A 23,893-nucleotide genomic window follows, 5' to 3' on the forward strand; every position below is an offset into this window, starting at 1 on the left:
CGGGAGGCGCGCTATCGTCATCTGCATCCCGGCGAATAGGCGCAAGCCGTACGAAGCGCTCGGAACAATAAGGCCGCCGGTTCACGAGAGCCGGCGGCCTTTCATTTGTCATCGCCTGATGTTGCCTCAGACTTCGTCCTTGCCCGAAAGCAGGATGCACGCCAGCGTGATCACGGCAGCAACGCCGAGATAGTAGCCGACATAGGTCATGCCGTAGTTTGCCTGCAGCCACGTCGCGATATAGGGCGCCAGCGAGGCGCCGAAGATGCCGGCGAAGTTGAAGGTGATCGACGAGCCTGTATAGCGCACGTTGGTCGGGAAGGGGGCGGCGAGCGCCGTTCCGATCAGGCCGTAGGTCATGCCCATCAGGCCCATCGCGAAAATCACGAAGACGAAAATGCCGCTTTCGCCGGATGTCATGAGACCCGGCAGGAAGAACGAGAAGAGGCCGATCAGAACGGTCGTTGCGATCAGCACTTCGCGACGACCGAAGCGTTCGGCCAGCTTGCCGGCGACCGGGATGAAGATGCCGAACAGGATGGAGCCGACGATCTGGATTTCCAGCGCGTCGAGGAACGGGATCTTCAGGACCTTGACGTTGTACGACAGGAGATAAGCCGAGCCGATGTAGAACAAGACGAAGGTCGCCAGCGCCACGAAGGTGCCGAGCACCAGGCTACGCTTGTGGTTGCGGAACAGTTCCATCACCGGCACCTCGACGCGTTCCTGGCTGTCGATGGCCCTCTGGAACGCCGGCGTTTCGGTGATCGACAGACGCACCCAGAGGCCGACGGCAATCAAAACGATCGAAGCGATGAAGGGAATACGCCAACCCCAGCTGAGCAGTTGCTCCTGGGACATCAGGTGCAGTAGGAGCCAGAAGGCGCCCGAAGACAGGAACAGACCGACCGGTGCGCCGAGTTGCGGGAACATGCCGTACCAGCTGCGCTTGCCTTCCGGCGCGTTTTCCGTGGCAAGCAGGACGGCGCCGCCCCATTCGCCACCAAGCCCGAACCCTTGGCCGAAGCGGCACAGTGCGAGGAGAAGCGGTGCGATCACGCCAATCTGCTCATAGGACGGAAGCAGGCCGATGATGACGGTCGAGATACCCATGGTCAGCAAAGCGGCCACCAGCGTGGTCTTGCGGCCGACACGGTCGCCGAAATGGCCGAAGACGACGGCGCCGAGCGGGCGGGCGAAAAAGGCGATCGAGAAGGTGGCGAAGGATGCCAGAAGTGCCGTCGTCGGATCGGTGTTCGGGAAGAACAGCGTCGGAAACACCAGCACGGCAGCGGTGGCGTAGACGTAGAAATCAAAGAATTCGATGGTCGTGCCGACCAGGCTTGCCAGAAGAACGCGGGCTGGCGAATTGAGCGTGCCCTTGTTCAACGGCTCTGCCGCCGGCGACAACCTGGAGAGTGTGTCGCTCATTGTCATGTGTCCGTATTGGGAATGTTATTGCCGTCTTGGGAGGCAGCCGCCCGGCTCTAGCGCAGACGAACCGGCAATAAAACCCTTCAAACGCAACTATCGGCAAGATTTCCGGGGTGTCTCGTCGCAAAAATGTCGCGCTCACATCGATTTCGCCGAACTGATCAAGAATGCACCCGCAGCGGTTCTTTCACCCGCCATCCTTGACCAGAATCGAATTGTCGCAAATCTTAGGTTGTGTACTCGGTAACCGGGTGGGCAAACAGGCTGGGATTGCAAGCGTTTCTTTCAGCGGTCTGATGGAGGCGCGCGCATCAGGCACGTGAGGGGCATTTGCTCCGTTTGAAGGGGAAACCATGTTCAAGAAGCTTTCTGCGGAATTTTTAGGAACGTTCTGGCTTGTGTTCGGCGGCTGCGGCAGCGCGGTTCTCGCGGCGGCCTTTCCGGAAGTCGGCATCGGCCTGCTCGGCGTCGCGTTTGCCTTCGGCCTGACCGTGCTGACGATGGCCTATGCCGTCGGCGGCATTTCGGGCGGACACTTCAATCCTGCCGTGTCGGTAGGGCTGACGGTTGCCGGTAAATTTCCGGCCTCGTCGCTTGTCGGCTATATCATTGCCCAGGTGGCGGGTGCGATCGTCGCGGCCGCAGCCTTGTATCTGGTTGCCAGCGGCAAGGCTGATTTCCAGCTCGGCGGCTTTGCTGCAAACGGTTATGGCGAACATTCGCCGGGCGGTTACTCGCTGACCTCGGCGCTGGTCATCGAGGTGCTTTTGACCGGTTTCTTCATCTTCATCATTCTGGGTGCCACCAGCGGCCGCGTACCCRCCGGCTTTGCCCCGATTGCCATCGGTCTGGCCCTGACGCTGATCCATTTGATCTCCATTCCGGTCACCAACACATCCGTCAACCCGGCCCGTTCGACCGGTCAGGCGCTGTTCGTCGGCGGCTGGGCGTTGCAGCAGCTGTGGCTGTTCTGGCTCGCCCCGCTTGTCGGCGCTGTCATTGGCGGCATCATCTGGAAGGTTGTCGGCGAAGACGGCTGAAACGCTGCCATTTGCTATAACTCGCGTATGAAGGGTCCCGCGCAAACCGCTGCGGGGCCCTTCATTTTTTCGGCGCTCTTGCCGGCCTTTTCTCTTGCATCGCCATTAACGCTCTGATTCTAAGCGATGAATCGAAGCGCCGATGCGAGTCGGCGCGAAATAATTTACCCACCTCCTGGATAGGGTTAACCAAAGTAAACGGTTCATTAACCATAATGCCGCTCTAGTGGGGCTGTGCCTGAAGGACGCGACTCGCGTTGTAAACAAGCTAGGCGCAAGCGGCGATTTGTAAGGCTGGCGTAATGTCGGGGGTTTTTATGAGTGGTAAGCATGTAGCTGTCCTGATGGGCGGATTTTCTTCGGAGCGGCCTGTCAGCCTGTCGTCCGGGACTGCGTGCGCCGATGCGCTGGAGGCCGAGGGCTACCGCGTCACCCGAATCGACGTCGATCGCAATGTCGCCTCCGTTCTTGCTGATCTGCGTCCAGATGTTGCGTTCAACGCCCTGCATGGTCCCTTCGGCGAGGACGGTACGATCCAGGGCATCCTCGAATATCTTCAGATTCCCTATACGCATTCCGGTGTTCTTGCCTCGGCACTGGCCATGGACAAGGCGCAGGCCAAACTTGTTGCCAGCGCTGCCGGTGTTCCAGTTGCCGAGGCGCGCGTCATGGATCGCCATGATTTCGGCTCCGTTCATCCAATGAAGCCGCCCTATGTGGTCAAGCCGGTGCGTGAAGGCTCCAGCTTCGGCGTGGTGATGGTCAAGGAAGACCAGTCGCATCCGCCGCAGATCGTCACCTCCAGTGAGTGGCGCTATGGCGACCGGGTGATGGTGGAGCGCTATGTGTATGGCCGCGAGTTCACTTGCGGCGTCATGGGCGATACGGCCCTCGGTGTCACCGAAGTGATACCGCAGGGGCACGCCTTCTACGATTACGATTCAAAGTATGTGAAAGGCGGTTCAAAACACGTCATCCCGGCGGATATTTTACCGAATATTTACCAAAAAATACAAACACTATCAGTCATGGCGCATCAGGCGATTGGATGCCGCGGCGTAAGCCGCTCCGACTTCCGCTTTGACGACCGTTTCTCTGCAGAAGGGGAGCTTATCTGGCTGGAGGTCAATACTCAGCCCGGAATGACTCCAACCTCTCTGGTCCCTGAAATGGCTGTTCATGCAGGCCATACGTTTGGTGAATTCCTCAAGTGGATCGTGGAGGACGCGTCGTGTTTGCGTTGAAGGGCAGGAAGGCAGGAAGAGGACGGGCTCCGCTGGAGGCGGCTGATCTTGATGGTCAGCGCGTTTTGCCGCGGCCGCTGCGTCGCGTCGTGCGTTTCCTCGTCAGCCTTGGGACGGGCCGTATCCACTTTGCGCCCTATACCGGCACTGTGTCCGCCTTGGCGTTTTTCGCCGCGACCGGTTTCTACGGCATGTCGCTCGGCGGCCATAGCCAGGATTTCGCCCAGACGACCACGACGGCCGCCGGTTTCGCGATCGAGGACGTCAAGGTGTCCGGCAACGACCAGACCTCGGAAATCGACATCCTGCAGCAGCTGGGTCTTGATGGTGCGACCTCGCTGGTTGCCCTCGACATCGGCGTGGCGCGCAAGCTGATCAGCGAAATGCCCTGGGTCGAGGACGTTGCCGTGCGCAAGGTCTATCCGGGCACGATCGAGGTGAACCTCAAGGAGCGCAAGGCGTTCGGCATCTGGCAGCACGGCTCCGATCTTTCGTTGATCGAGGCGAGCGGCAGTGTGATTGCACCGCTGCGCGACAACAAGTTTTCCGAACTGCCGCTGTTCGTTGGCCGCGATGCCGAAACCACGGCCGCTGCGTTCTACGCACGATTCGAGCAATGGCCGGAAATCAGCAAGCGCGTCAAAGCCTATGTCCGGGTTGCCGGCCGCCGCTGGGATCTGATCCTGGACAACGGCATCAATATCAAGCTGCCCGAGCACGATCTGGAGCGCGCCATGCAGGTGCTCTCGACGATGGAAGAGGGGCAGCAATTGCTCGAGCGGGACATCGCTGCGGTCGATCTGAGACTGGAGGACCGCACCACGATCCAGTTGACCCCGGAAGCCGCCGCCCGCCGCCAGACCGTTTTGGAAGCCCGCACGAAGATGTTGAAGAAGCAGGAAAAGGAAAGCCGTATATGAGCATCTTCGGCTCCTCGAATTTTGGGCTGCCGCGTCTGAAGCCGCTTTCTTCCAAGCGGTCGCATGTCGTTTCCGTGCTCGATATCGGCTCGACCAAGGTGGTCTGCATGATCGGCCGGCTGACGCCGCGTGCCGAAAGCCAGATCCTGCCGGGCCGCACCCACTCGATCGAGATCATCGGTATCGGTCATCACAAGTCGCGCGGCATGAAGAACGGCGTGATCGCCGATCTTGACGCCGCCGAAAGCGTTGTGCGTCTCGCGGTCGATGCGGCCGAGCGTATGGCCGGGCTGACCATCGACAGCCTGATCGTCAATATTTCCGCTGGCCGCCTGCAGAGCGACATCTACACGGCCTCCATCGATCTCGGCGGCCAGGAAGTCGATGCCGCCGACCTGAAGAAGGTTCTGGCTGCGGCCGGCCAGCAGTCGCTGCGCCAGGATCGCGTCATCCTGCATTCGCTGCCGACCGGCTTCTCGCTCGACGGCGAGCGCGGTATCCGCGACCCGCTGGCAATGTTCGGCGATGCGCTTGGCGTCGACATGCACGTGCTGACGGCGGAACGTGCCGCCCTGAAGAACCTCGAACTCTGCATCAACCGCGCCCACCTGTCGGTCGAAGGCATTGTCGCGACACCCTATGCAAGCGGACTTGCAGCACTCGTCGATGACGAAGTCGAACTCGGTTGCGCTGCCATCGACATGGGCGGCGGCACCACGACGATCTCGGTCTTTGCCGAAGGCAAGCTGGTTCATGCCGATGCGATCAGCCTCGGCGGTCACCACGTCACGACGGACCTTGCTCGCGGCCTGTCCACCCGCATCGAGGATGCGGAGCGTCTCAAGGTGGTTCACGGTTCCGCGCTGCCCAACAGCGCCGACGAGCGCGACATCGTGTCTGTTCCGCCGATCGGCGAGGACGACCGCGATCAGCCGACGCATGTGCCGCGCGCGCTTGTTTCGCGCATCGTGCGGGCCCGCATCGAGGAGACACTGGAACTCATTCGCGACCGCATCCAGCGTTCCGGCTTCTCGCCGATCGTCGGCAAGCGCGTCGTCTTGACGGGCGGCGCTGCGCAACTGACCGGCCTGCCGGAATCGGCACGCCGGATTCTCGCCCGCAACGTCCGCATCGGCCGGCCGCTCGGGGTCTCCGGACTGCCGGCAGCAGCCAAGGGCCCGGCCTTTTCGACGGCCGTCGGTCTGATGATCTATCCGCAGGTCGCGGACATGGAAACACATGCGGCGCAGGGCGGTCTGCTTTCGTCGCTTGCAGGAAACAACAGCCGTATCGCCCGCATGGGTCAATGGCTGAAGGAAAGCTTTTGATCCCCTCGGCCTGACGCTGACGGGATGCAATACGGGATTTAGTGATTTGGCCGGCTCGGCAAGGCGGCCAGAAACCAGGAAGGAACGGGTACAATGACGATCAACTTGCAAAAGCCGGATATCACCGAGCTGAAGCCCCGCATCACCGTCTTCGGTGTCGGCGGCGGCGGCGGCAATGCTGTCAACAACATGATCACCGCAGGCCTCGAAGGCGTCGATTTCGTCGTCGCCAATACCGATGCCCAGGCGCTGACCATGACCAAGGCCGAACGCATCATCCAGATGGGTGTTGCAGTGACCGAGGGTCTGGGCGCCGGTTCGCAGCCGGAAGTCGGCCGCGCGGCTGCCGAAGAATGCATCGATGAGATCATCGATCATCTGAATGGCACGCATATGTGCTTTGTCACTGCCGGCATGGGCGGTGGTACCGGTACCGGTGCTGCTCCGGTCGTTGCCCAGGCTGCCCGCAACAAAGGCATCCTGACGGTTGGCGTCGTCACCAAGCCGTTCCACTTCGAAGGCCAGCGCCGTATGCGTCTCGCCGACATGGGCATCCAGGAACTGCAGAAGTCCGTCGATACCCTGATCGTCATTCCGAACCAGAACCTGTTCCGGATCGCCAATGACAAGACCACGTTTGCCGACGCCTTTGCGATGGCCGACCAGGTTCTCTACTCCGGCGTTGCCTGCATCACCGACCTGATGGTCAAGGAAGGCCTGATCAACCTCGACTTCGCGGACGTTCGCTCCGTGATGCGCGAGATGGGCCGCGCCATGATGGGCACCGGCGAAGCGTCGGGCGAGGGCCGCGCAATGGCCGCTGCCGAAGCCGCGATTGCCAACCCGCTGCTCGACGAAACCTCGATGAAGGGCGCGCAGGGCCTGTTGATCTCGATCACCGGCGGCCGTGACCTAACGCTGTTCGAAGTCGATGAAGCTGCGACCCGCATCCGCGAAGAAGTGGATCCGGACGCCAACATCATCCTCGGCGCGACATTCGACGAAGAACTCGAAGGCCTCATCCGCGTTTCGGTCGTGGCAACGGGTATCGATCGGACGGCCGCGGAGGTGGCCGGCCGTTCCGCTGACTTTCGTCCGGTAGCAGCCAAGCCGATCATTCGCCCGTCCATTGCGATCCCTGCGGCACCTGTCCAGCAGACGGTTGCCGTTCAGCAGCAGCCGGCTCCTGTTGCCCAGCAGCCTATCGTCCAGCAGCAGCCGGCCGCACAGCCGGTCCAGCAGACCAGCGATTCGATTGCAGCGGCCATCCGCGAAGCCGAACTGGAGCGCGAACTGTTCCTGTCCATGCCGCGTGGCGAGGTTGCTGCCCCGGTCCAGCAGGCCCAGGACGATTTCCGCCCGCAAAGCAAGCTGTTCGCCGGTACCGCTCCTGTCCAGCAGCCTGTCGTCCAGGCCGCCGCTCCGGTTCAGCGTCCGGTCGAAACGACTGTTTACCAGCAGCCGGTAGCCCAGGCTCCGGTTCGCCAGGAGCCGGTTGCTCCGGTGATCCGCCAGCAGGCCGAGCAGGTTCGTATGCCGCGGGTCGAAGACTTTCCGCCGATGGTGAAGGCTGAGGCCGAGCATCGTGCGCAGCCGGTCGCCCATGAAGAGCGCGGTCCGATGGGCCTGCTCAAGCGAATCACCAATTCGCTCGGACGCCGCGAAGAAGAGACCCACGATGTCGCTGCCGACATGACTGCCGGTGCGCCGGCCGCCGCCTCGCAGCAGCGCCGTCCCCTGTCGCCCGAAGCCAGCCTCTATGCGCCGCGCCGGGCTGCTCCCCTCGATGACCGTGCCCGCGCTGCTTCGCAGCCTCGTGCACATGAAGACGATCAGCTCGAAATCCCGGCTTTCCTGCGCCGGCAGTCGAACTGATTTTTCGCCCACCTTCCTCCTTGCCGAAATGCCCGGGCTTGCGCCCGGGCATTTTTTATGAATTCGTGAATTATTCCAACATCTAAGCCAAGTGTGTCAGCCGCGTAACAAAGCGAAAGAAACAGTGATTTGGAATGACGGCCCACTGCAATTATCTTCACAATCGGGACTGATGGGGCGGCATTGCGATTCTAAACGCGCTGGCTTGCATGTTGGACCGGTTGGTGACGTGAAGCGTCACTTGCCGACTGTGTGTCTTGCGGCTTTGGAAAAAGACGCGCGGCTCCGTCCCCTTGAGACATTCGGCGGCAACGCCACGCAGCATTTGAAGGCGAGAAGCATGGGACTGGGAATTGGACTGCTTGGGTTTCAGACAACGATTGCACACTCTGTAACTTTGAGCGGCACGGGCGTGCATTCTGGCGCCGAGGTAGCAATCACCTTTCATCCGGCGGAAGCTGACAGCGGCATCGTTTTCCAGCGTATCGCCGGCGAGCAGACGATCAGCGAATTCAAGGCGGTTTCCTCGCAGGTCGGCAATACCGATCTGTGCACCATCCTCGGGTTTTCGCCGGCAACCTCGATCGCCACGATCGAGCATGTGATGGCAGCGATCTACGCGCTCGGCGTCGACAATCTTCTTATCGAAGTGCACGGCGCCGAAATGCCGATCATGGATGGCAGCTCTGCGCCGTTCATCGAGGCTATCGAGCAGACCGGCATCAAGGCGCTGGCGGTCAAGCGCCGCTACATCCGCATCCTCAAGCCGGTCCGCATCGAATCGGGCGCCTCCTGGTCGGAATTCACGCCTTATGACGGCATGCGTTTTGAAGTGGAGATCGATTTCGATTGCCCGCTGATCGGCCGCCAGGCCTGGAAGGGCGACATCACGCCGGCTGTCTTCAAGACGGAATTGTCGCGCGCCCGGACCTTCGGTTTCATGCGGGATGTCGAGCGCATGTGGGCTGCGGGCCGGGGCCTGGGTTCGTCGCTTGAAAATTCGGTCGTCATTGCCGATGACAACACGGTCATCAACATGGAAGGCCTGCGCTACAAGGACGAGTTCGTTCGCCACAAGACGCTCGACGCGGTTGGGGACCTGGCTCTGGCCGGTGCGCCTTTCATCGGCTGCTACCGTTCCTATCGCGGTGGTCACAAGATGAACGCCCATGCGCTGAAGGCGCTGATGAGCGATCCGACGGCCTACGAAATCGTCGAAACTGCAACGCAGCGCCAGCGCTCGGCGCCGCGCGAAGTGATTGCCGTCAGCGCGCCGTAATGCGCAGCCATTTGTTCCTGAATAGGAAAATCTGGTCTGATGTTTGAGGAGAGCCGGTCTTTTGACCGGCTTTTTCATGATAAGACTGCCACAAAATTGCGTTAATCAATCATCATGACATTGCGGTCTTGTTGCATCTTGATCTAAAACGCGGTTCATAGGCGGCGGTATTCTTACCGGCGCGGGAGTTGGGATTTACGAATGGTAATTGCAGGCCAGTTTGAATTGAAGAAGATGGCACGTGTTGTTGTCATTGCGCTTGCGGCTTGCGCGACCAGCGTCCTGGTCACCGCCTGCCAGAACGATCCCGACATCGACATCACCAAGCTGGCCGCCGAAACGGACCCGCCGGAAGTGCTCTACAATCAGGGTCTTGCCAACCTGAATGCCGGTAAGACCACGGAAGCGGCGCGCAAGTTCGACGCCATCGACCAGCAGCATCCGTTCTCCGAATATGCCCGCAAGGCGCTGGTCATGCGTTCGTTTATCAACTACCGCAACGGCCAGTATCAGGACGCCATCAACGGGGCGAGCCGCTACCTGAACCTCTATCCCGAATCCGAAGACGCAGCCTATGCGCAGTACATCGTCGGTCTTGCCTATTCCAAGCAGATCCCGGCGGTGACGCAGGACCAGAAGCCTGCCTTCAAGACGATCGAGGCGATGCAGGCCGTCATCACGAAATATCCCGATTCGGAATATGTCGAGGATGCGCAGGCCAAGCTGCGTTTTGCCAAGGACCAGCTGGCAGGCAAGGAAATGCAGGTCGGCCGTTACTATCTGGAGCGCAAGGAATATCTGGCCGCGATCACGCGCTTCCGCTCGGTGGTCGAGCAGTATCCGAACACCAACCAGATCGAGGAGGCGCTGGCGCGTCTGGTCGAGACCTATTTCGCCATGGGGATCACCACCGAGGCGCAGACCGCAGCCGCAGTTCTCGGCCACAACTATCCGGACAGCCAGTGGTATGCCGACAGCTACAAGCTCCTGCAGACCGGTGGTCTGGAGCCGCGTGAAAACGGCAACTCGTGGATTTCGCGCGCAGGCAAGAAGCTTCTCGGCGCCTAGAATTCTGGATGCATAGAATCAGGACCCAAGACGAAGAGATTTGAACCGGGATGCTTTCACAGATTTCGATCCGCGATATCGTCCTGATCGAACGGCTTGATCTGTCCTTCGATGCCGGCCTGTCCGTGCTGACCGGCGAAACCGGCGCCGGAAAATCCATTCTGCTCGATAGCCTGTCGCTGGCGCTGGGCGGCCGCGGCGACGGTTCGCTCGTTCGTCACGGTGGCGACAAGGGGCAGGTGACGGCGGTTTTCGATGTCGGCATCGGCCATCCGGCCCGCCTTCTCGTCCGCGAAAACGGCATCGACGATGACGGCGACCTGATCTTCCGCCGCGTGCAGTCGGCCGATGGCCGCACCAAGGCCTATGTCAACGACCAGCCGGTTTCCGTACAGCTGATGCGTCAGGCAGGGCAGCTGCTGGTCGAAATCCACGGCCAGCACGACGACCGCGCCCTTGTCGATACCCATGCCCATCGCACCCTTCTCGATGCCTTCGGCGGTCTGGCCGAAGAGGCGCAGGCTGTGGCCGGCCTCTACCGCGTCTGGAAGGATGCCGAGCGGACGCTGAAGAAACACCGCGACAAGGTCGAGGCTGCCGCCCGCGAGGCCGATTACCTGCGCTCGTCGGTGGAAGAACTGGAAACCCTGTCACCGCAGGATGGCGAGGAGGACGATCTCGCCGAGCGCCGTTCGCGGATGATGAAGGCCGAGCGGATCGCCGTCGATATCAACGAAGCAAGCGAGTTCCTCAACGGCAACGGCTCGCCGGTGCCTCTGATTGCCTCGATGGTGCGCAGGCTGGAGCGCAAGAGCCATGAAGCACCGGGCCTGCTCGAAGAAACGGTGGAGTTTCTGGATGCGGCGCTCAACCAGCTCTCCGATGCGCAGATGGCGGTCGAGGCGGCGCTCAGGAAAACCGAATATGACCCGAAGGAGCTGGAGCGTGTCGAGGAGCGTTTGTTTGCCCTGCGCGCAGCAGCCCGCAAATATTCCGTTCCGGTGACATCGCTGCCGGCGCTGGCCGTCCGGATGATTTCCGATCTTGCCGATCTCGATGCCGGCGAAGAGAAACTGAAACAGCTGGAAACGCAGCTGGGCCTGACCAAGGGTGCCTTCGATGCGGCTGCCGTGGCGCTGTCGACGAAGCGTCACAACACCGCAACGGCCTTGTCCGAGGCCGTGATGGCCGAACTTCCGGCGCTGAAGCTCGAGCGCGCCCGCTTCATGGCCGAAGTAACCTCCGATCCGGATGCAGCGGCAGCCGAGGGTATCGACGTGGTTGAATTCCATGTCCAGACCAACCCCGGAACCCGGCCCGGCCCGATCATGAAGGTTGCGTCCGGCGGCGAGCTGTCGCGCTTTCTTCTGGCTCTCAAGGTGGCGCTCGCCGATCGCGGCTCGGCACCGACGCTCGTCTTCGACGAAATCGACACCGGCGTCGGCGGTGCTGTGGCGGATGCCATCGGCCAGCGCCTCAAGCGGTTGTCAAAGACCGTTCAGGTCCTGTCCGTCACCCATGCCCCGCAGGTGGCGGCGCGCGCAGCAACGCATCTTTTGATCTCCAAGGGGCCGTCGGCGGAAAAATCAGAAACCATCGCCACCCGCGTCGCCCGCATGGACGACAGCGCCCGTACCGAGGAAATTGCCCGCATGCTGGCCGGTGCCTCGGTCACCGACGAGGCGAGGGCGGCGGCGATGAGGTTGCTGGCGGGCAACGTGTAAATTGACCCTCCTCTTGAGGGGAGGGTCGGCACGCAGTGCCGGGGTAGGGTGACCCGTCATGCCCCCCACCGTCACCCCCACCCGCGCGTTCCGCGCGAGCTCCCCCTCAAGGCGAGTTGGGTTCAACATCTTCCCATTCTTCGAAAATTCTCTAAAACGGAGCCCAAATCAGGAGTCTCCCGCATGTCGACCTTATCCATTGCCGTTGAAGATCTGACGCTTGAAGATGCGGCGACTGAACTGGAACGGCTGGCGACGGAGCTTGCCCATCACGACGCGCTTTATCACGGCAAGGATGCGCCGGAGATTTCGGATGCGGATTATGATGCGCTGAAGCGGCGCAACGAGGAAATCGAGGCGCGGTTTCCGGACCTCGTGCGCGCCGACAGCCCGTCGCGCAAGGTCGGGGCGGCGCCGGCCGGTATTTTCCAGCAGATCACCCATGCGCGTCCGATGCTGTCGCTCGACAACGTATTTTCCGACGAGGACGTCAGCGATTTCATCTCCAGTGTCTATCGGTTCCTTGGCCTGCTGCCGGACAATTCCATAGCCTTTACCGCCGAGCCGAAGATCGACGGGCTCTCCATGTCGCTGCGCTACGAAAACGGCAGGCTCGTCAGCGCCGCCACACGCGGCGACGGCACGACCGGCGAGAACGTCACCGCCAATATCCGCACCATCAAGGAAATCCCACAGACCCTGCCAGCCGATGCGCCCGCCATTGTTGAGGTTCGCGGCGAGGTCTACATGGGCAAGAGCGACTTTTTGGCGCTGAACGAACAGATGGTGGCCGAGGGCAAGCAGACCTATGTCAATCCGCGCAACACGGCAGCCGGATCGCTGCGGCAGCTCGATCCGGCGATCACCGCCAGCCGCAAGCTGAAGTTCTTTGCCTATGCCTGGGGCGAGATATCGACCATGCCGGCCGATACGCAGTCCGGCATGGTCGAAGTCTTCAAGCGCTGGGGTTTCCCGGTCAATCCGTTGACGCAGCGGCTGTCATCGATCGAGGCCATCCTCGAACACTATAACGACATCGGCCTCAAACGTCCCGATCTCGACTACGATATCGATGGCGTCGTCTACAAGGTCGACCGGCTCGATCTGCAGCAGCGCCTCGGCTTTCGTTCGCGTTCGCCGCGCTGGGCGACAGCCCATAAGTTCCCAGCCGAACAGGCCTTTACCACCGTTGAAAAAATCGAAATCCAGGTTGGCCGCACCGGCGCGCTGACGCCGGTCGCGCGGCTGACGCCGGTCACGGTCGGCGGCGTCGTCGTCACCAATGCGACGCTGCACAATGCCGATTATATCGAGGGCATCGGCAATGGCGGCGAGCGCATCCGCGAGGAGGAACATGATATCCGCGTCGGCGATACCGTCATCGTCCAGCGGGCAGGGGATGTCATCCCGCAGGTGCTGGATGTGGTGATGGAAAAGCGCCCGGAGGGTTCCGAGCGTTATGCATTTCCAAAAATCTGCCCGGTCTGCGGCAGTCATGCGGTTCGCGAGCGCAACGAAAAGACGGGAAAACTCGATTCGGTGACGCGCTGCACCGGCGGTTTCGTCTGCCGCGCGCAGGCTGTCGAGCACCTGAAGCATTTCGTCTCGCGCAACGCATTCGACATCGAGGGGCTGGGGTCGAAGCAGATCGACTTCTTTTTCGAGGCAGAGGACCCGGCACTATCGATCAAGACCGCGCCCGACATCTTCACGCTGGAAAAGCGGCAGAATGCATCCGCCCTGACAAAGCTTGAAAATATCGACGGTTTCGGCAAGGTCAGCGTCCGCAAGCTCTATGACGCGATCAACGATCGCCGGGAGATCGCCTTGCATCGCCTGATCTATGCCCTTGGCATTCGCCATACCGGCGAGACCACGGCAAAGCTTCTGGCCCGCTCCTACGGCAGCTACACCGCTTTTGCCGATGCGATGAAAGCCGCCAGCGATATCACTTCGGAGGCCTGGAGCGATCTCAATACGATCGACGGCATTGGCGAGGTCGTCGCCCGCGCGATCGTCGAGTTTTTCAAGGAGCCGCGCAATATCGATGTCGTCTCGCGCCTGCTCGACGAGGTGACGCCGCAGGACGCCGAGGCGCCGGTAGCAAGCTCAAGCCCGGTCGCTGGAAAGACCGTCGTCTTTACCGGCTCGCTGGAAAAGATGACCCGCGACGAGGCCAAGGCGATGGCCGAACGGCTGGGCGCCAAGGTCGCAGGCTCCGTGTCGAAGAAGACCGACCTTCTGGTCGCAGGCCCCGGCGCCGGTTCGAAGCTCGAAAAAGCCCGCGAACTGGGCGTCGAAACCACCGATGAGGACGGCTGGTTTGCCCTAATCGGTGGGTAATCGCCATTCCCTGGCCGTAAGAGCTTTCCTCAACCCCCTGTCTTCTCTATGAGGGCTGCCAGATTATGACAGTTTCGTGACAACGCGAAGATAGGTGGATGAACAATGCTGGGTTGGTTTCGCAAGCTCCTGCCGCGCGAAGACAAGTTCTTCGAGCTTTTCGAAGCACATTCGCGCACCGTCGTCGGCGCAGCCGGCGCCTTGAAGGCACTGCTTGCCGGCGAGGGCGATCTTGATGCGCATTGCGACCGGATCGTAACACTCGAAGACCAGGCCGATGCGATCACCCGCGATGTTCTGCTTGCCGTTCGCCTGAGTTTCATCACGCCTTTCGATCGCGGCGACATCAAGGACCTGATCCAGTCGATGGACGATGCCATCGACATGATGCACAAGACGGTCAAGACCATCCGCCTGTTCGAGCAGAAGTGTTTTGATCCCGGCATGCGCGAAATGGGCGTTCTGATCATCGATGCCGCCCGGCTGATCGCAGAAGCCGTCCCGCTGCTCGAACGCATGGGCGCCAATGTGCCGCGCCTGACCGCCATTGCCGAGGAGGTCAACCGGCTTGAGGAGCGCTCCGACCGGCTGCACGACGAAGGGCTGAAGGACCTGTTCCGCCGCCACGGCACGTCCAACCCGATGGGCTATATCATCGGCAGCGAGATCTATGGCGAGCTCGAGAAGGTGGTGGACCGGTTCGAGGATGTCGCCAACGAAATCAGCGGCATCTTGATCGAGAACGTCTGATGGACGCTACGCTCGCCTTTCCGCTGCTCGTCGCCCTGATCGGCGTCGCGGTGTTCTTCGATTTTCTCAACGGCCTGCACGATGCCGCCAATTCGATCGCCACGATCGTCTCGACGCGCGTCCTGCGGCCGCAATATGCCGTCATGTGGGCGGCGTTCTTCAATTTCATCGCCTTCCTGTTCTTCGGCCTGCACGTCGCCGAAACGCTGGGGACCGGCATCATCGACCCGTCTATCGTCACGCCGCAGGTGATCTTTGCCGCCTTGATGGGGGCGATCATCTGGAACATCGTCACCTGGGTTTTCGGCATCCCGTCAAGCTCGTCGCACGCGCTGGTCGGCGGACTGGTCGGCGCCGGTCTTGCCAAGACCGGTGGCGATGCGATCGTTCTCTCAGGCCTTTTGAAAACCGTCGGTGCAATCTTCATGTCGCCGATGATCGGTTTCACGCTGGCGCTGCTGCTCGTCCTCATCGTTTCCTGGGTCTGCCTTCGCCAGACGCCGTTTGCCGTCGACCGCAGTTTTCGCGGCCTGCAGTTCATCTCGGCCTCGCTCTACTCGCTCGGGCATGGCGGCAATGACGCGCAGAAGACCATGGGCATCATTGCCGTGCTGCTGTTCAGCCAGGGCTATCTCGGGCAGACCTTCTATGTGCCGTTCTGGGTGGTCATCACCTGCCAGTCGGCAATGGCGCTGGGAACATTGTTCGGTGGTTGGCGTATCGTCCACACGATGGGCTCGAAGATCACCAAGCTCAATCCGATGCAGGGGTTTTGCGCGGAAACCGGCGGGGCGATCACGCTGTTTGCGGCGACATGGCTGGGCATTCCGGTCTCGACCACGCACACCATCACCGGTGCCATCATCGGTGTCGGTGCTGCAAAGCGTGTCTCGGCGGTGCGCTGGGGACTTGCCGGCAATATCGTCATCGCCTGGGTCGTCACCCTGCCGACGGCAGCGCTGATCTCCGCCCTGTTCTATTTTGCCGCGGGGCTCCTGTAGCCGGCAAGCTCGCGCGCAACCGGCCGTAGCCGCCGAAAGACGGCTCTGGCCGGTGCGGCCCCGAGCTTGCAAATTCGGYGCGACACCCGCCGTCAAATAGTGTCCTATGGGGGCAGGCGGTCAAAGAACTGCCGGTGTCAACAGAACCCGAGGAACACGCAAGCGATGAAACTGGCCACTCTGAAAGACAGTACCCGCGACGGCAAACTCGTCGTCGTTTCCAAGGATCTGACCCGCTGCTCGGAAGTCGGCCATATTGCCCGCACCCTTCAGGCCGCGCTTGACGACTGGGCCCATGTCGGCCCCCGGCTGGCACGGGTTGCCCTTGGCGTCGAGACCGGCGCGCAGCCGACCATCCGGTTTCACGAACATGACGCCGCTTCGCCGCTGCCGCGCGCGTTCTTCTGGGCCGGCGGCTCCGGCGGTTTTACCGGTCCGCGCGATTCCATTTCGGTAAGGGACGGCGCGCTAGGCATTTCGATGACCGCCCAGCTCGCGGTTATCGTCGATGACGTCGATGCGCAGGCCGGTGCGGATGAAGCAAAGCAGGCCATTCTCCTGGTTTTGCTGGCCAACGATGTTTCTGCAGATGGCACTGTTACCGCTTCTTCCTTCTCGCCGGTCGCCGTCACGCCCGATGAATTGGGCGAGGGGGCGGATATTTCCCTGCTCGTTCGCCGTAGCGGCAAGTCAATCGACGGTGGCAAGGGCAGCGCCAAGGACGGCACCGATGCCGTGGCCGGTGCGGCCGGTACGCGGCCGCTGGTCGCCGGCAGCATCGTTGCAACCGGTTCGGGCCGCGTCACGTCGGCCCTATCCTCAGGCGACGTGGTTCGCATTGAGGCGAACGATCGCAGCGGACATTCCATCTTCGGCGCTATCGAGCAGACGGTCGAAACCAGCCGCAAATGACGGGATCGGGTTCCGGGGCGCCCCGGAACCCGATTTTCCGCGGGACAATTCGTAGCCTTCAATTCTTGAATTGTCTTTTTGCACTGCACACGTTAGGAAACCGCGCCGGGTTTTTTGCGAGGTGCTCGCAGTGAGGACCGGCAAAGGGCCGCCGTGTTGGACAAGGCGGCGTGCTTGCGGATTGGAGGATCCCGAGATGGAAACAATCACCACCATTGCCGATCTGCGCGTCCGCTTGAGCGAACATCGCCGCGCCGGGAAAACCATCGGCCTCGTTCCGACCATGGGTTATCTGCATGTCGGTCATATGGAACTGGTCGCCCGCGCACGGGCGGCAAACGACATCGTCGTCGTCAGCCTGTTCGTCAATCCGCTGCAGTTCGGCGCCAATGAGGACCTGACGAAATACCCGCGCGATCTTGCCCGCGATGAGGCGATGCTTATCGAAGGCGGCGCCGATTTCCTCTTTGCACCCGGCGTGTCCGATATGTATCCGCGTCCGATGGAAACCGTGGTCGATGTGCCGACGCTCGGCAATGAGCTGGAGGGTTCCCTCCGTCCCGGTCATTTCGCCGGCGTAACGACGGTCGTCACCAAGCTCTTCAACATCGTCCAGCCGGACCGCGCCTATTTCGGCGAGAAGGATTTTCAACAGCTGCAGATCATTCGCCGCATGGTCGAGGATCTGGCGCAGCCGGTCGAGGTGGTCGGTGTCGCAACGGTGCGCGAGGCCGACGGTCTCGCCTGCTCGTCACGCAATGTCTACCTGACGCCGGCGGAACGGGCTGCGGCGGCGATCGTGCCGAAGGCGCTGGACGAAGCCGAAAGGCTGATTGCCGGCGGGCTGACGGATGCGGCCGCACTTGAAACAGCAATCACCGATTTTATCGCCGCGGAGCCCTTGGCAAACCCCGAAGTGGTTGCGCTGCGCGATCCGGAAACTCTGCAGGAATTGACGGAAATCGGCGAAACGCCGGTTCTTCTGTTGCTTTTTGTCCGCTTCGGGAGCACGAAGCTGCTCGATAACCGGGTTTTCAACCCAAAAACTGCAAAATTTGCAAAGGTGGCGTGAGCATGAGTGTACAGGCAGTAAAGCGGCGCCTGAGCCCCGGCAGCATCGAGGCATTGAAGGGCGAACGGCCAATCGTGAGCCTGACAGCCTATACGACGCCGATCGCCCGCCTGCTCGATCCGCATGTGGATTTCATGCTGGTCGGCGATTCCCTCGGCATGGTGCTCTATGGTCTCGATTCGACCGTCGCCGTGACGCTCGACATGATGATCGCCCATGGTCAGGCCGTCATGCGCGGTTCTGAAAAAGCCTGCGTCGTCGTGGATCTGCCGTTCGGTTCCTATCAGGAATCCAAGGAGCAGGCCTTCAACAGCGCCGCCCGGATCCTCAAGGAAACCGGCTGCAGCGCCGTGAAGCTCGAAGGCGGCGCGGAGATGGCGGAAACCGTGGATTTCCTGACTCAGCGCGGCATTCCCGTGCTCGGCCATGTCGGGCTGATGCCGCAGCTCGTCAACACCATGGGCGGCTACCGCTCGCTTGGCCGCAACGACAAGGAAGCGGCCAAAATCAGGCGCGACGCCAAGGCCATCGATGATGCTGGCGCGTTTGCCATTGTCGTCGAAGGAACGATCGAGCCGTTGGCCCGCGAGATTTCCGAAACGCTGAGGGCGCCGACCATCGGCATCGGCGCGTCGCCGGCCTGCGATGGCCAGATTCTCGTCACCGACGACATGCTCGGCATCTTCAGTGATTTCAAGCCGCGTTTCGTCAAGCATTTTGCCGAACTGGCGCCGCAGATGTCGGCGGCGTTCGAGGCCTATGCCAACGAGGTCAAGGCCCGCACGTTTCCCGGTATCGAGCACACGTTTCAGGTCAAGCGCTGACGCGCTGAGCGGGCCGGGCGTTGCCCGGCGCCGTTCTGATCAGAAATTTGGATCACTGCATCAAACTTATTGAATTGTTCCGTAGCCGGTCGCGGCCTATCTGTGCGTTTCATCGCGAGCGCACCTCGGCAAACGTGATTTGGCCGATGGCGGCCGCGGCTGCGGAAAGTTTCCTTCATGACAAAAGACGATTTCTGGCAGGGCGTGCGCGGCGGTTTTCCCGTCATGATATCCGCGTCTCCCTTTGGCGCATTGTTCGGTGCGCTTGCGGTCGATAACGGTTTCTCCGTTTTCGATGCCGTGTTCATGAGCGCCACGGTCTTTGCCGGCGCCAGCCAGATGGTCGGCATCGAGCTGTTCGGCCACAACGTCCAGCCCTGGCTGATCGTGCTTTCGGTCTTCGCGGTCAATTTCCGCCATGTCCTCTATTCGGCGTCGATCGCCCGGCATATCCGCCATTTCTCCGGCCTCCAGAAGTTCTTCGCCTTCTTCCTGCTGGTCGATCCGCAATATGCGGAAACGGAAAGGCGGGCAGAGCGCGGCGAGCCGGTGACGTTTGCCTGGTATCTCGGTTTCGGGTTGATCATCTATCTGCCGTGGCAGGTCACGACGCTGCTCGGTGCGATCTTCGGGCAGATGATCGGCGATCCCAAGGCAATCGGTCTAGATGTCCTCTTGCCGATCTATTTCATGGGGCTGGTGCTCGGTTTCCGCAAGCGTGACAACTGGCTGCCGGTCGTGGCGGTCAGTTCGCTGGCATCGGTTGCGGCAATGCATTTCGTCGGATCGCCATGGCATGTCAGCATCGGCGCGATTGCCGGCATCCTGCTTGCCGCCTGCATGCCCCTGTCGAAACAGCACGAAGAACCGGTCACGCTGGAGCATGAGGTCTGATCATGAATAATGCAGAACATATGCAACTGATCTACGTGATCCTTGCCGCCGCCGTTGCGACGTTCCTGACCCGTATCGGCGGCTATGTGATGATCACGCAGATGAAGCGCATCCCGCCGCGCATGGAGGCCGCGTTGAATGCGGTGCCTGCAGCCGTGCTTTCGACGCTGGTGGCGCCCGCCTTCCTCTCCGACGGCTGGGATGTGGTGGCGGCAATGCTCGTCGCTCTGGCTGTGGGCCTGCGCGTTTCGTCGCTCTGGATGCTGCTTGCCGGCTGGCTGGTCGTGATGGCGATCCGGCATGTGCTGATGTAGAAAAGTGCCCGCTCCCTGCGGAGCGGGCTTGGTTCTTAGCGACTCAGCGGCGCGGTCGCTGCTTTCAGCCATTCCAGCACTTTTTCATCGGCGATCAGCGGCGAAAGCTTGTCATGGGTTTCCCTATGATAGGCGTTCAGCCAATCCAGTTCCTCTGCGGTCAAAAGGCTGGCRATCACCAGGCGGCGGTCGATCGGGCAGAAGGTCAGCGTCTCAAAACCCAGCATCGGCAGGTCGCCGCCGTCGATATCGTTGGCTGCAAGCACATGCACGAGGTTTTCGATGCGGATGCCGAACGCGCCGGGGCGGTAATAGCCGGGCTCGTTGGAGAGGATCATGCCGGGCAGGAGTTCCTGCATCGAGGCACGCGATATGCGCTGCGGCCCTTCATGCACCGACAGGTAGGAGCCGACGCCGTGGCCCGTGCCATGGGCGAAATCGGCACCCGCCTTCCACAGTGCGATGCGCGCCAGTGGATCGAGGTCGATGCCGCGTGAGCCTTTCGGAAAGCGGGCGACGCTGATGGCGATCATGCCCTTCAGTACCAGAGTGAAGAAACGGCGCTGTTCCTCCGGCACGGTGCCGATTGCGACGGTCCGGGTAATGTCGGTGGTGCCGTTGATATACTGGCCGCCCGAATCGATCAGGAACATGGTGCCGCCGGCGATGGGAAGGTCGGTTTCGGTCGTGACCCGGTAATGCATGATCGCCGCGTGCTCGCCGGCGCCGGAAATCGTGTCGAAGGAAATGTCCTTCAACGGATTCTGCATCCGCTGGCCGACGCTGGCACGGCAGGCTTCAAGCTTTTCGACAGCTGCAATCTCGGTGATCGTTCCCGGCTGTGTCTGGTCTAGCCAGGCGAGGAATTCGACCATCGCTGCGCCATCCTGCAGGTGGGCGCGGGCGGAGCCCTCAAGCTCGGCGGCGTTCTTGCAGGCGCGGGGCAGGCGGGCGGGATCGACCGCCTCGATCACCATGCCGCCGCTGACGCGGATGCGTTCGGCCAGCGCRAAGGGCGCGTGATCGGGATCGATCATGATCTTCTTGGCCGTTGCCGCAAGTGCTGCGACCTTGTCTTCAAACGACGATGGTGCCTCAAGGCTTGCAAGCTGGGTCAGATAGGCTTCTTCCTCGATGCCGGTCTTGCGCTTGTCGAGGAACAGTTCGGCTGTGCCATCCGCATGGACGATGGCGCGGGCGAGGGGGTGCGGCGTGTGCGGCACGTCGCTGCCGCGGATGTTGAAGGTCCAGGCGATCGACGAGGGGTCGGTCAGCACGACGGCGTCGGCTCCGGCCTTTCCGATCTCCGCAGCCATCGTTGCGAGCTTGTCCTTGGCAAGAATGCCGGAATGATCGAGCGGCTGGATCTTGACGCGGCCAAGCGGTGCGGCCGGCCGGTCGATCCACTGGCGGTCGAGCGGATTATGGTCGAGAAAGACCAGCGCGCCGCCCAGCCGTTCCAGAACCTTTTCAAGCTTGCGAACGTCTGCGCCCGTGTGCAGCCAGGGATCGATGCCGAGGCGGAAGCCCTTTTTGCCGTTATGCTCCAGCCACAGATGCGGTGGCTCGCCGACCAGATCGCCGCCAGTGAAAACGGTGCTGTCGACCTGTTCCTTGAGCTGGGTGACGTAGCGGCCATCGACAAAGACGATCGCCTGGTTCTGCATGATCAGGGCAATGCCGGCCGAGCCGGTGAAGCCCGTGAGCCAGGACAGGCGCTCGGCGCATGCCGGCACATACTCGCCCTGAAACTCGTCAGCCCGGGGCACGAGAAATCCATCGACGTTCAGTGCTGTCAGGGCAGCACGCAGGCTGTTGGTGCGCTCCTTGCCGAATTGCGGAGTGGAGGTGACTTCAAAGGATTGGAACATCTGATTTTCCTGCGATGGGAAGGAGCCGATAGCCGGGCTTGGGCTGTGCGAAGGACATCGATTCCTGAATGGTACTGACACTCTAGCGGAAACAACCAGTGCTGCGAAAGCCCGTCTTTCTTGCTCACCCCTTGACGAATTTCCGGATGACATCCGCGGTCAGCCGCTGATTATTCTGCGCCCATCGGTCTTCCGTGAAGAACACCGGTTCCTTGGCGTCCCAGCCGCTGCACGTGAAGTCTGACTGCCGGGCGAAGAAGGCGACGAAATCTGCTTCGCTATTCCAGCTGGCGATAGGATCACCCACAGTGCATCCACCGTCGTAGATCTCGCGCAGCGTGATTGCATTGCCGGTACGGATCAGTCCATGTCCGCAGTAATCCCGGTGGAATGCGTGGATGAGCCCTGAACCCGATTCGCAGGTCATCAGATGCCGGTAAAGGTCACGTGCGACCCTCGTGCCGAATGTTGCATGGCTGAGCCGGTCCCGGCATTCGAGATGGCGGCGCTCCATCTCCTCTTCCGAGGCGTCTATCAGCGGATAGGGCGGCCATTTGATCTGGTTTTGCTTTTTTCCGCGGCGCATTGACCGGAGCACCGTGCCAAAAATCCAGCCGATCAAGCCCAAGCAGATGAGAGGTATGATCGTCGCCAGCATCTGTCCTCCTGTCTGAACTCTCATATTCATCATACTTATGCACCATGTGCATGGCACCCATGCTGCATTGCAGCTAGACCGATTTCAAAAATAGTCTATAAATCCGCTCAACGAACACGGACGCAAATCTGTTGTTCCTGCGAATGCCTGATGGCAAGAGCTGCACGGTCTGAACATGGTTGGTCATCCTTCTCCTCCTCCCTCCGGGTGGCCAATTTCAGACTGTGAAGAGTCCGCTTGAGCGCTCCTCCTCCTCAAGCTCGCGGACATGACCGGCTTGCCGGTCAGCGGGCGGTGCTTCGGCATCGCCTTTGTATTGAAAACCCGCTTGTCCATGACGGACAGGCGGGTTTTCCTTTTTCAAGCCTTTGAAAATTCAGCCCTTTGAATTCCCCATCCGTCACTGGCGGTCAAGATGGATCGTCACCCAGCCATTGCGCCAGATGGTGCGCACGTGGCGCAGATGCTGGCCATTATAGGCCGAGAGTACCTTCCAGCGCTGCGACGCAAGGATGCCCGAGAGAATGACGGAACCGCCCGGTGCCAGATGGCTTGCGAGCTGCGGCGCCATCTTGATCAGGGGACGGGCCAGAATATTGGCGATGATCAGATCGAACGGGCCGTGCGCTGCGAAAGACGGCGAGTGGAAGCCGGGCGCAGTGATCGTCGTGATACCGGTGGCRATGCCGTTGCGCTTGACGTTCTCGGCGGCGACGCGGGTGGCGATCGGATCGATGTCGGTTGCCAGAACCGGAACCGGCTTGATCTTGCGCGCCGCGATTGCCAGGACGCCGCTGCCGGTGCCGAGATCGAGCGCATTGCGAACCTTGCGGGCGCGCATGACGGTTTCGATCACTTCGAGGCAGCCCGCCGTCGTGCCGTGATGGCCGGTGCCGAACGCCTGGCCGGCATCGATCTCGATGGCGATGTCGTTCAACCGGACCTTGTCGCGGTCATGCGAGCCATGCACGAGGAACCGCCCGGCGCGCACCGGCGACAGGCCTTCCAGCGATTTGGCGATCCAGTCGACATCCGGAATGACCTCACGCTCGATGACGGCATCCGGAAACTGGGCGGCGACAACCTCGGCGAAACGTGCGCGCATCTCGTCTTCTTCGTCGAAATCGAGATAGAGCGAGGCTTCCCAGATATCCTTCTTCTCGTCCATCTCCATGGTTGCGATGGCATAGCCGTCGTCTTCGAAAGCATCGGTCATCAGGTCCATAAGGACTTCGGACAGCTTTTCGGTGGTGGTGATGAAGAGGCGCAGGTCGCTCAATGTCTTTGTCCTTGTCGGCAAGTGCTTGCCGGTGGGCAGTAGCATGAGGGGCGATGCGAGGTA

20 protein-coding genes are annotated in these 23,893 nt (G+C 61.3%); 16 read left to right on the plus strand and 4 right to left on the minus strand.

Translation table 11 applies throughout. The annotated features are described in order from the left end of the window. Positions 1–126 precede the first annotated feature (126 nt). Complete coding sequence (locus AC1D17_RS05410) at positions 127–1,431, minus strand: MFS transporter (protein WP_477564393.1); 1,305 nt, start codon at positions 1,429–1,431, stop codon at positions 127–129. Positions 1,432–1,787: 356 nt separating this feature from the next. On the opposite strand from AC1D17_RS05410, the gene aqpZ reads away from it, so the two are divergent. The 16 genes from aqpZ to AC1D17_RS05490 all read left to right on the plus strand — a co-directional run bounded on the left by aqpZ (position 1,788) and on the right by AC1D17_RS05490 (position 20,022). Then, a complete protein-coding gene (gene aqpZ / locus AC1D17_RS05415) occupies positions 1,788–2,474 on the plus strand; it encodes an aquaporin Z (RefSeq protein ID WP_477564394.1) in 687 nt (228 codons plus the stop codon). Between the two features lie 317 nt (positions 2,475–2,791). Further along, complete coding sequence (locus AC1D17_RS05420; protein ID WP_477564395.1) at positions 2,792–3,718, plus strand: D-alanine--D-alanine ligase; 927 nt, start codon at positions 2,792–2,794, stop codon at positions 3,716–3,718. Next, entirely contained in the window at positions 3,706–4,638 is a 933-nt protein-coding gene (locus AC1D17_RS05425; protein WP_477564396.1) for a cell division protein FtsQ/DivIB, read from the plus strand. The genes AC1D17_RS05420 and AC1D17_RS05425 overlap by 13 nt, the downstream gene beginning before the upstream one ends. Beyond that, on the plus strand, positions 4,635–5,966 hold the full coding sequence (gene ftsA, locus AC1D17_RS05430; RefSeq protein WP_264221539.1) for a cell division protein FtsA: 1,332 nt from the start codon (positions 4,635–4,637) through the stop codon (positions 5,964–5,966). The genes AC1D17_RS05425 and ftsA overlap by 4 nt, the downstream gene beginning before the upstream one ends. A gap of 93 nt (positions 5,967–6,059) precedes the next feature. Next, positions 6,060–7,841 (plus strand): cell division protein FtsZ, encoded by a 1,782-nt coding sequence (gene ftsZ / locus AC1D17_RS05435; RefSeq protein ID WP_477564397.1) that lies wholly within the window; start codon positions 6,060–6,062, stop codon positions 7,839–7,841. Between the two features lie 346 nt (positions 7,842–8,187). Continuing rightward, positions 8,188–9,120 carry a UDP-3-O-acyl-N-acetylglucosamine deacetylase gene (gene lpxC, locus AC1D17_RS05440; protein WP_477564502.1) on the plus strand — a complete coding sequence of 311 codons (933 nt, stop codon included), beginning with the start codon at positions 8,188–8,190 and terminating at the stop codon, positions 9,118–9,120. Positions 9,121–9,354: 234 nt separating this feature from the next. Beyond that, positions 9,355–10,188, plus strand: coding sequence for an outer membrane protein assembly factor BamD (locus AC1D17_RS05445; RefSeq protein WP_477564503.1), 834 nt, complete (start codon positions 9,355–9,357; stop codon positions 10,186–10,188). Positions 10,189–10,238: 50 nt separating this feature from the next. Continuing rightward, the gene (gene recN, locus AC1D17_RS05450; protein ID WP_477564398.1) at positions 10,239–11,912 is read left to right on the plus strand and encodes a DNA repair protein RecN; all 1,674 of its coding nucleotides are present in this window, start codon (positions 10,239–10,241) and stop codon (positions 11,910–11,912) included. 183 nt (positions 11,913–12,095) lie between these two features. After that, the gene (gene ligA, locus AC1D17_RS05455; protein WP_477564399.1) at positions 12,096–14,255 is read left to right on the plus strand and encodes an NAD-dependent DNA ligase LigA; all 2,160 of its coding nucleotides are present in this window, start codon (positions 12,096–12,098) and stop codon (positions 14,253–14,255) included. A 105-nt stretch (positions 14,256–14,360) separates the two neighbouring features. After that, a complete protein-coding gene (locus tag AC1D17_RS05460) occupies positions 14,361–15,005 on the plus strand; it encodes a DUF47 domain-containing protein (RefSeq protein ID WP_477564400.1) in 645 nt (214 codons plus the stop codon). Next, on the plus strand, positions 15,005–16,006 hold the full coding sequence (locus tag AC1D17_RS05465) for an inorganic phosphate transporter (protein WP_477564401.1): 1,002 nt from the start codon (positions 15,005–15,007) through the stop codon (positions 16,004–16,006). Before AC1D17_RS05460 ends, AC1D17_RS05465 begins: the two co-directional genes overlap by 1 nt. 165 nt (positions 16,007–16,171) lie before the next feature. Further along, positions 16,172–16,918 carry a fumarylacetoacetate hydrolase family protein gene (locus tag AC1D17_RS05470; RefSeq protein WP_477564402.1) on the plus strand — a complete coding sequence of 249 codons (747 nt, stop codon included), beginning with the start codon at positions 16,172–16,174 and terminating at the stop codon, positions 16,916–16,918. Between the two features lie 196 nt (positions 16,919–17,114). After that, positions 17,115–17,990: a pantoate--beta-alanine ligase gene (gene panC, locus AC1D17_RS05475; RefSeq protein ID WP_477564403.1), complete on the plus strand. Its 876-nt coding sequence runs from the start codon at positions 17,115–17,117 to the stop codon at positions 17,988–17,990. A 2-nt stretch (positions 17,991–17,992) separates the two neighbouring features. Next, positions 17,993–18,814, plus strand: a complete 822-nt coding sequence (gene panB / locus AC1D17_RS05480) for a 3-methyl-2-oxobutanoate hydroxymethyltransferase (protein WP_477564404.1) — start codon at positions 17,993–17,995, stop codon at positions 18,812–18,814. 177 nt (positions 18,815–18,991) lie between these two features. Next, positions 18,992–19,708 (plus strand): AzlC family ABC transporter permease, encoded by a 717-nt coding sequence (locus tag AC1D17_RS05485; RefSeq protein WP_477564405.1) that lies wholly within the window; start codon positions 18,992–18,994, stop codon positions 19,706–19,708. A 2-nt stretch (positions 19,709–19,710) separates the two neighbouring features. After that, complete coding sequence (locus AC1D17_RS05490) at positions 19,711–20,022, plus strand: AzlD family protein (protein WP_477564406.1); 312 nt, start codon at positions 19,711–19,713, stop codon at positions 20,020–20,022. Between the two features lie 35 nt (positions 20,023–20,057). Here the strand turns inward: AC1D17_RS05490 and AC1D17_RS05495 are convergent, their stop codons facing one another. The 3 genes from AC1D17_RS05495 to AC1D17_RS05505 form a co-directional block, all read right to left on the minus strand. Next, complete coding sequence (locus tag AC1D17_RS05495; protein ID WP_477564407.1) at positions 20,058–21,893, minus strand: aminopeptidase P family protein; 1,836 nt, start codon at positions 21,891–21,893, stop codon at positions 20,058–20,060. Positions 21,894–22,017: 124 nt separating this feature from the next. Beyond that, positions 22,018–22,551 (minus strand): hypothetical protein, encoded by a 534-nt coding sequence (locus AC1D17_RS05500; RefSeq protein WP_477564408.1) that lies wholly within the window; start codon positions 22,549–22,551, stop codon positions 22,018–22,020. 400 nt (positions 22,552–22,951) lie between these two features. Further along, positions 22,952–23,830, minus strand: a complete 879-nt coding sequence (locus AC1D17_RS05505; protein ID WP_477564409.1) for a 50S ribosomal protein L11 methyltransferase — start codon at positions 23,828–23,830, stop codon at positions 22,952–22,954. Positions 23,831–23,893 lie beyond the last annotated feature (63 nt).

Source organism: Pararhizobium sp. P1_E7 (genome assembly GCF_056405855.1).

Bases quoted from the DNA above. Each gene is read 5' to 3' on its own strand.
- AC1D17_RS05410 (WP_477564393.1), bottom strand. From the start codon at position 1,431: ATGAGCGACACACTCTCCAGGTTGTCGCCGGCGGCAGAGCCGTTGAAC.
- AC1D17_RS05420 (WP_477564395.1), top strand. From the start codon at position 2,792: ATGAGTGGTAAGCATGTAGCTGTCCTGATGGGCGGATTTTCTTCGGAG.
- ftsA (WP_264221539.1), top strand. From the start codon at position 4,635: ATGAGCATCTTCGGCTCCTCGAATTTTGGGCTGCCGCGTCTGAAGCCG.
- ftsZ (WP_477564397.1), top strand. From the start codon at position 6,060: ATGACGATCAACTTGCAAAAGCCGGATATCACCGAGCTGAAGCCCCGC.
- AC1D17_RS05445 (WP_477564503.1), top strand. From the start codon at position 9,355: ATGGCACGTGTTGTTGTCATTGCGCTTGCGGCTTGCGCGACCAGCGTC.
- recN (WP_477564398.1), top strand. From the start codon at position 10,239: ATGCTTTCACAGATTTCGATCCGCGATATCGTCCTGATCGAACGGCTT.
- ligA (WP_477564399.1), top strand. From the start codon at position 12,096: ATGTCGACCTTATCCATTGCCGTTGAAGATCTGACGCTTGAAGATGCG.
- AC1D17_RS05460 (WP_477564400.1), top strand. From the start codon at position 14,361: ATGCTGGGTTGGTTTCGCAAGCTCCTGCCGCGCGAAGACAAGTTCTTC.
- AC1D17_RS05465 (WP_477564401.1), top strand. From the start codon at position 15,005: ATGGACGCTACGCTCGCCTTTCCGCTGCTCGTCGCCCTGATCGGCGTC.
- AC1D17_RS05470 (WP_477564402.1), top strand. From the start codon at position 16,172: ATGAAACTGGCCACTCTGAAAGACAGTACCCGCGACGGCAAACTCGTC.
- panC (WP_477564403.1), top strand. From the start codon at position 17,115: ATGGAAACAATCACCACCATTGCCGATCTGCGCGTCCGCTTGAGCGAA.
- panB (WP_477564404.1), top strand. From the start codon at position 17,993: ATGAGTGTACAGGCAGTAAAGCGGCGCCTGAGCCCCGGCAGCATCGAG.
- AC1D17_RS05485 (WP_477564405.1), top strand. From the start codon at position 18,992: ATGACAAAAGACGATTTCTGGCAGGGCGTGCGCGGCGGTTTTCCCGTC.
- AC1D17_RS05490 (WP_477564406.1), top strand. From the start codon at position 19,711: ATGAATAATGCAGAACATATGCAACTGATCTACGTGATCCTTGCCGCC.
- AC1D17_RS05500 (WP_477564408.1), bottom strand. From the start codon at position 22,551: ATGCTGGCGACGATCATACCTCTCATCTGCTTGGGCTTGATCGGCTGG.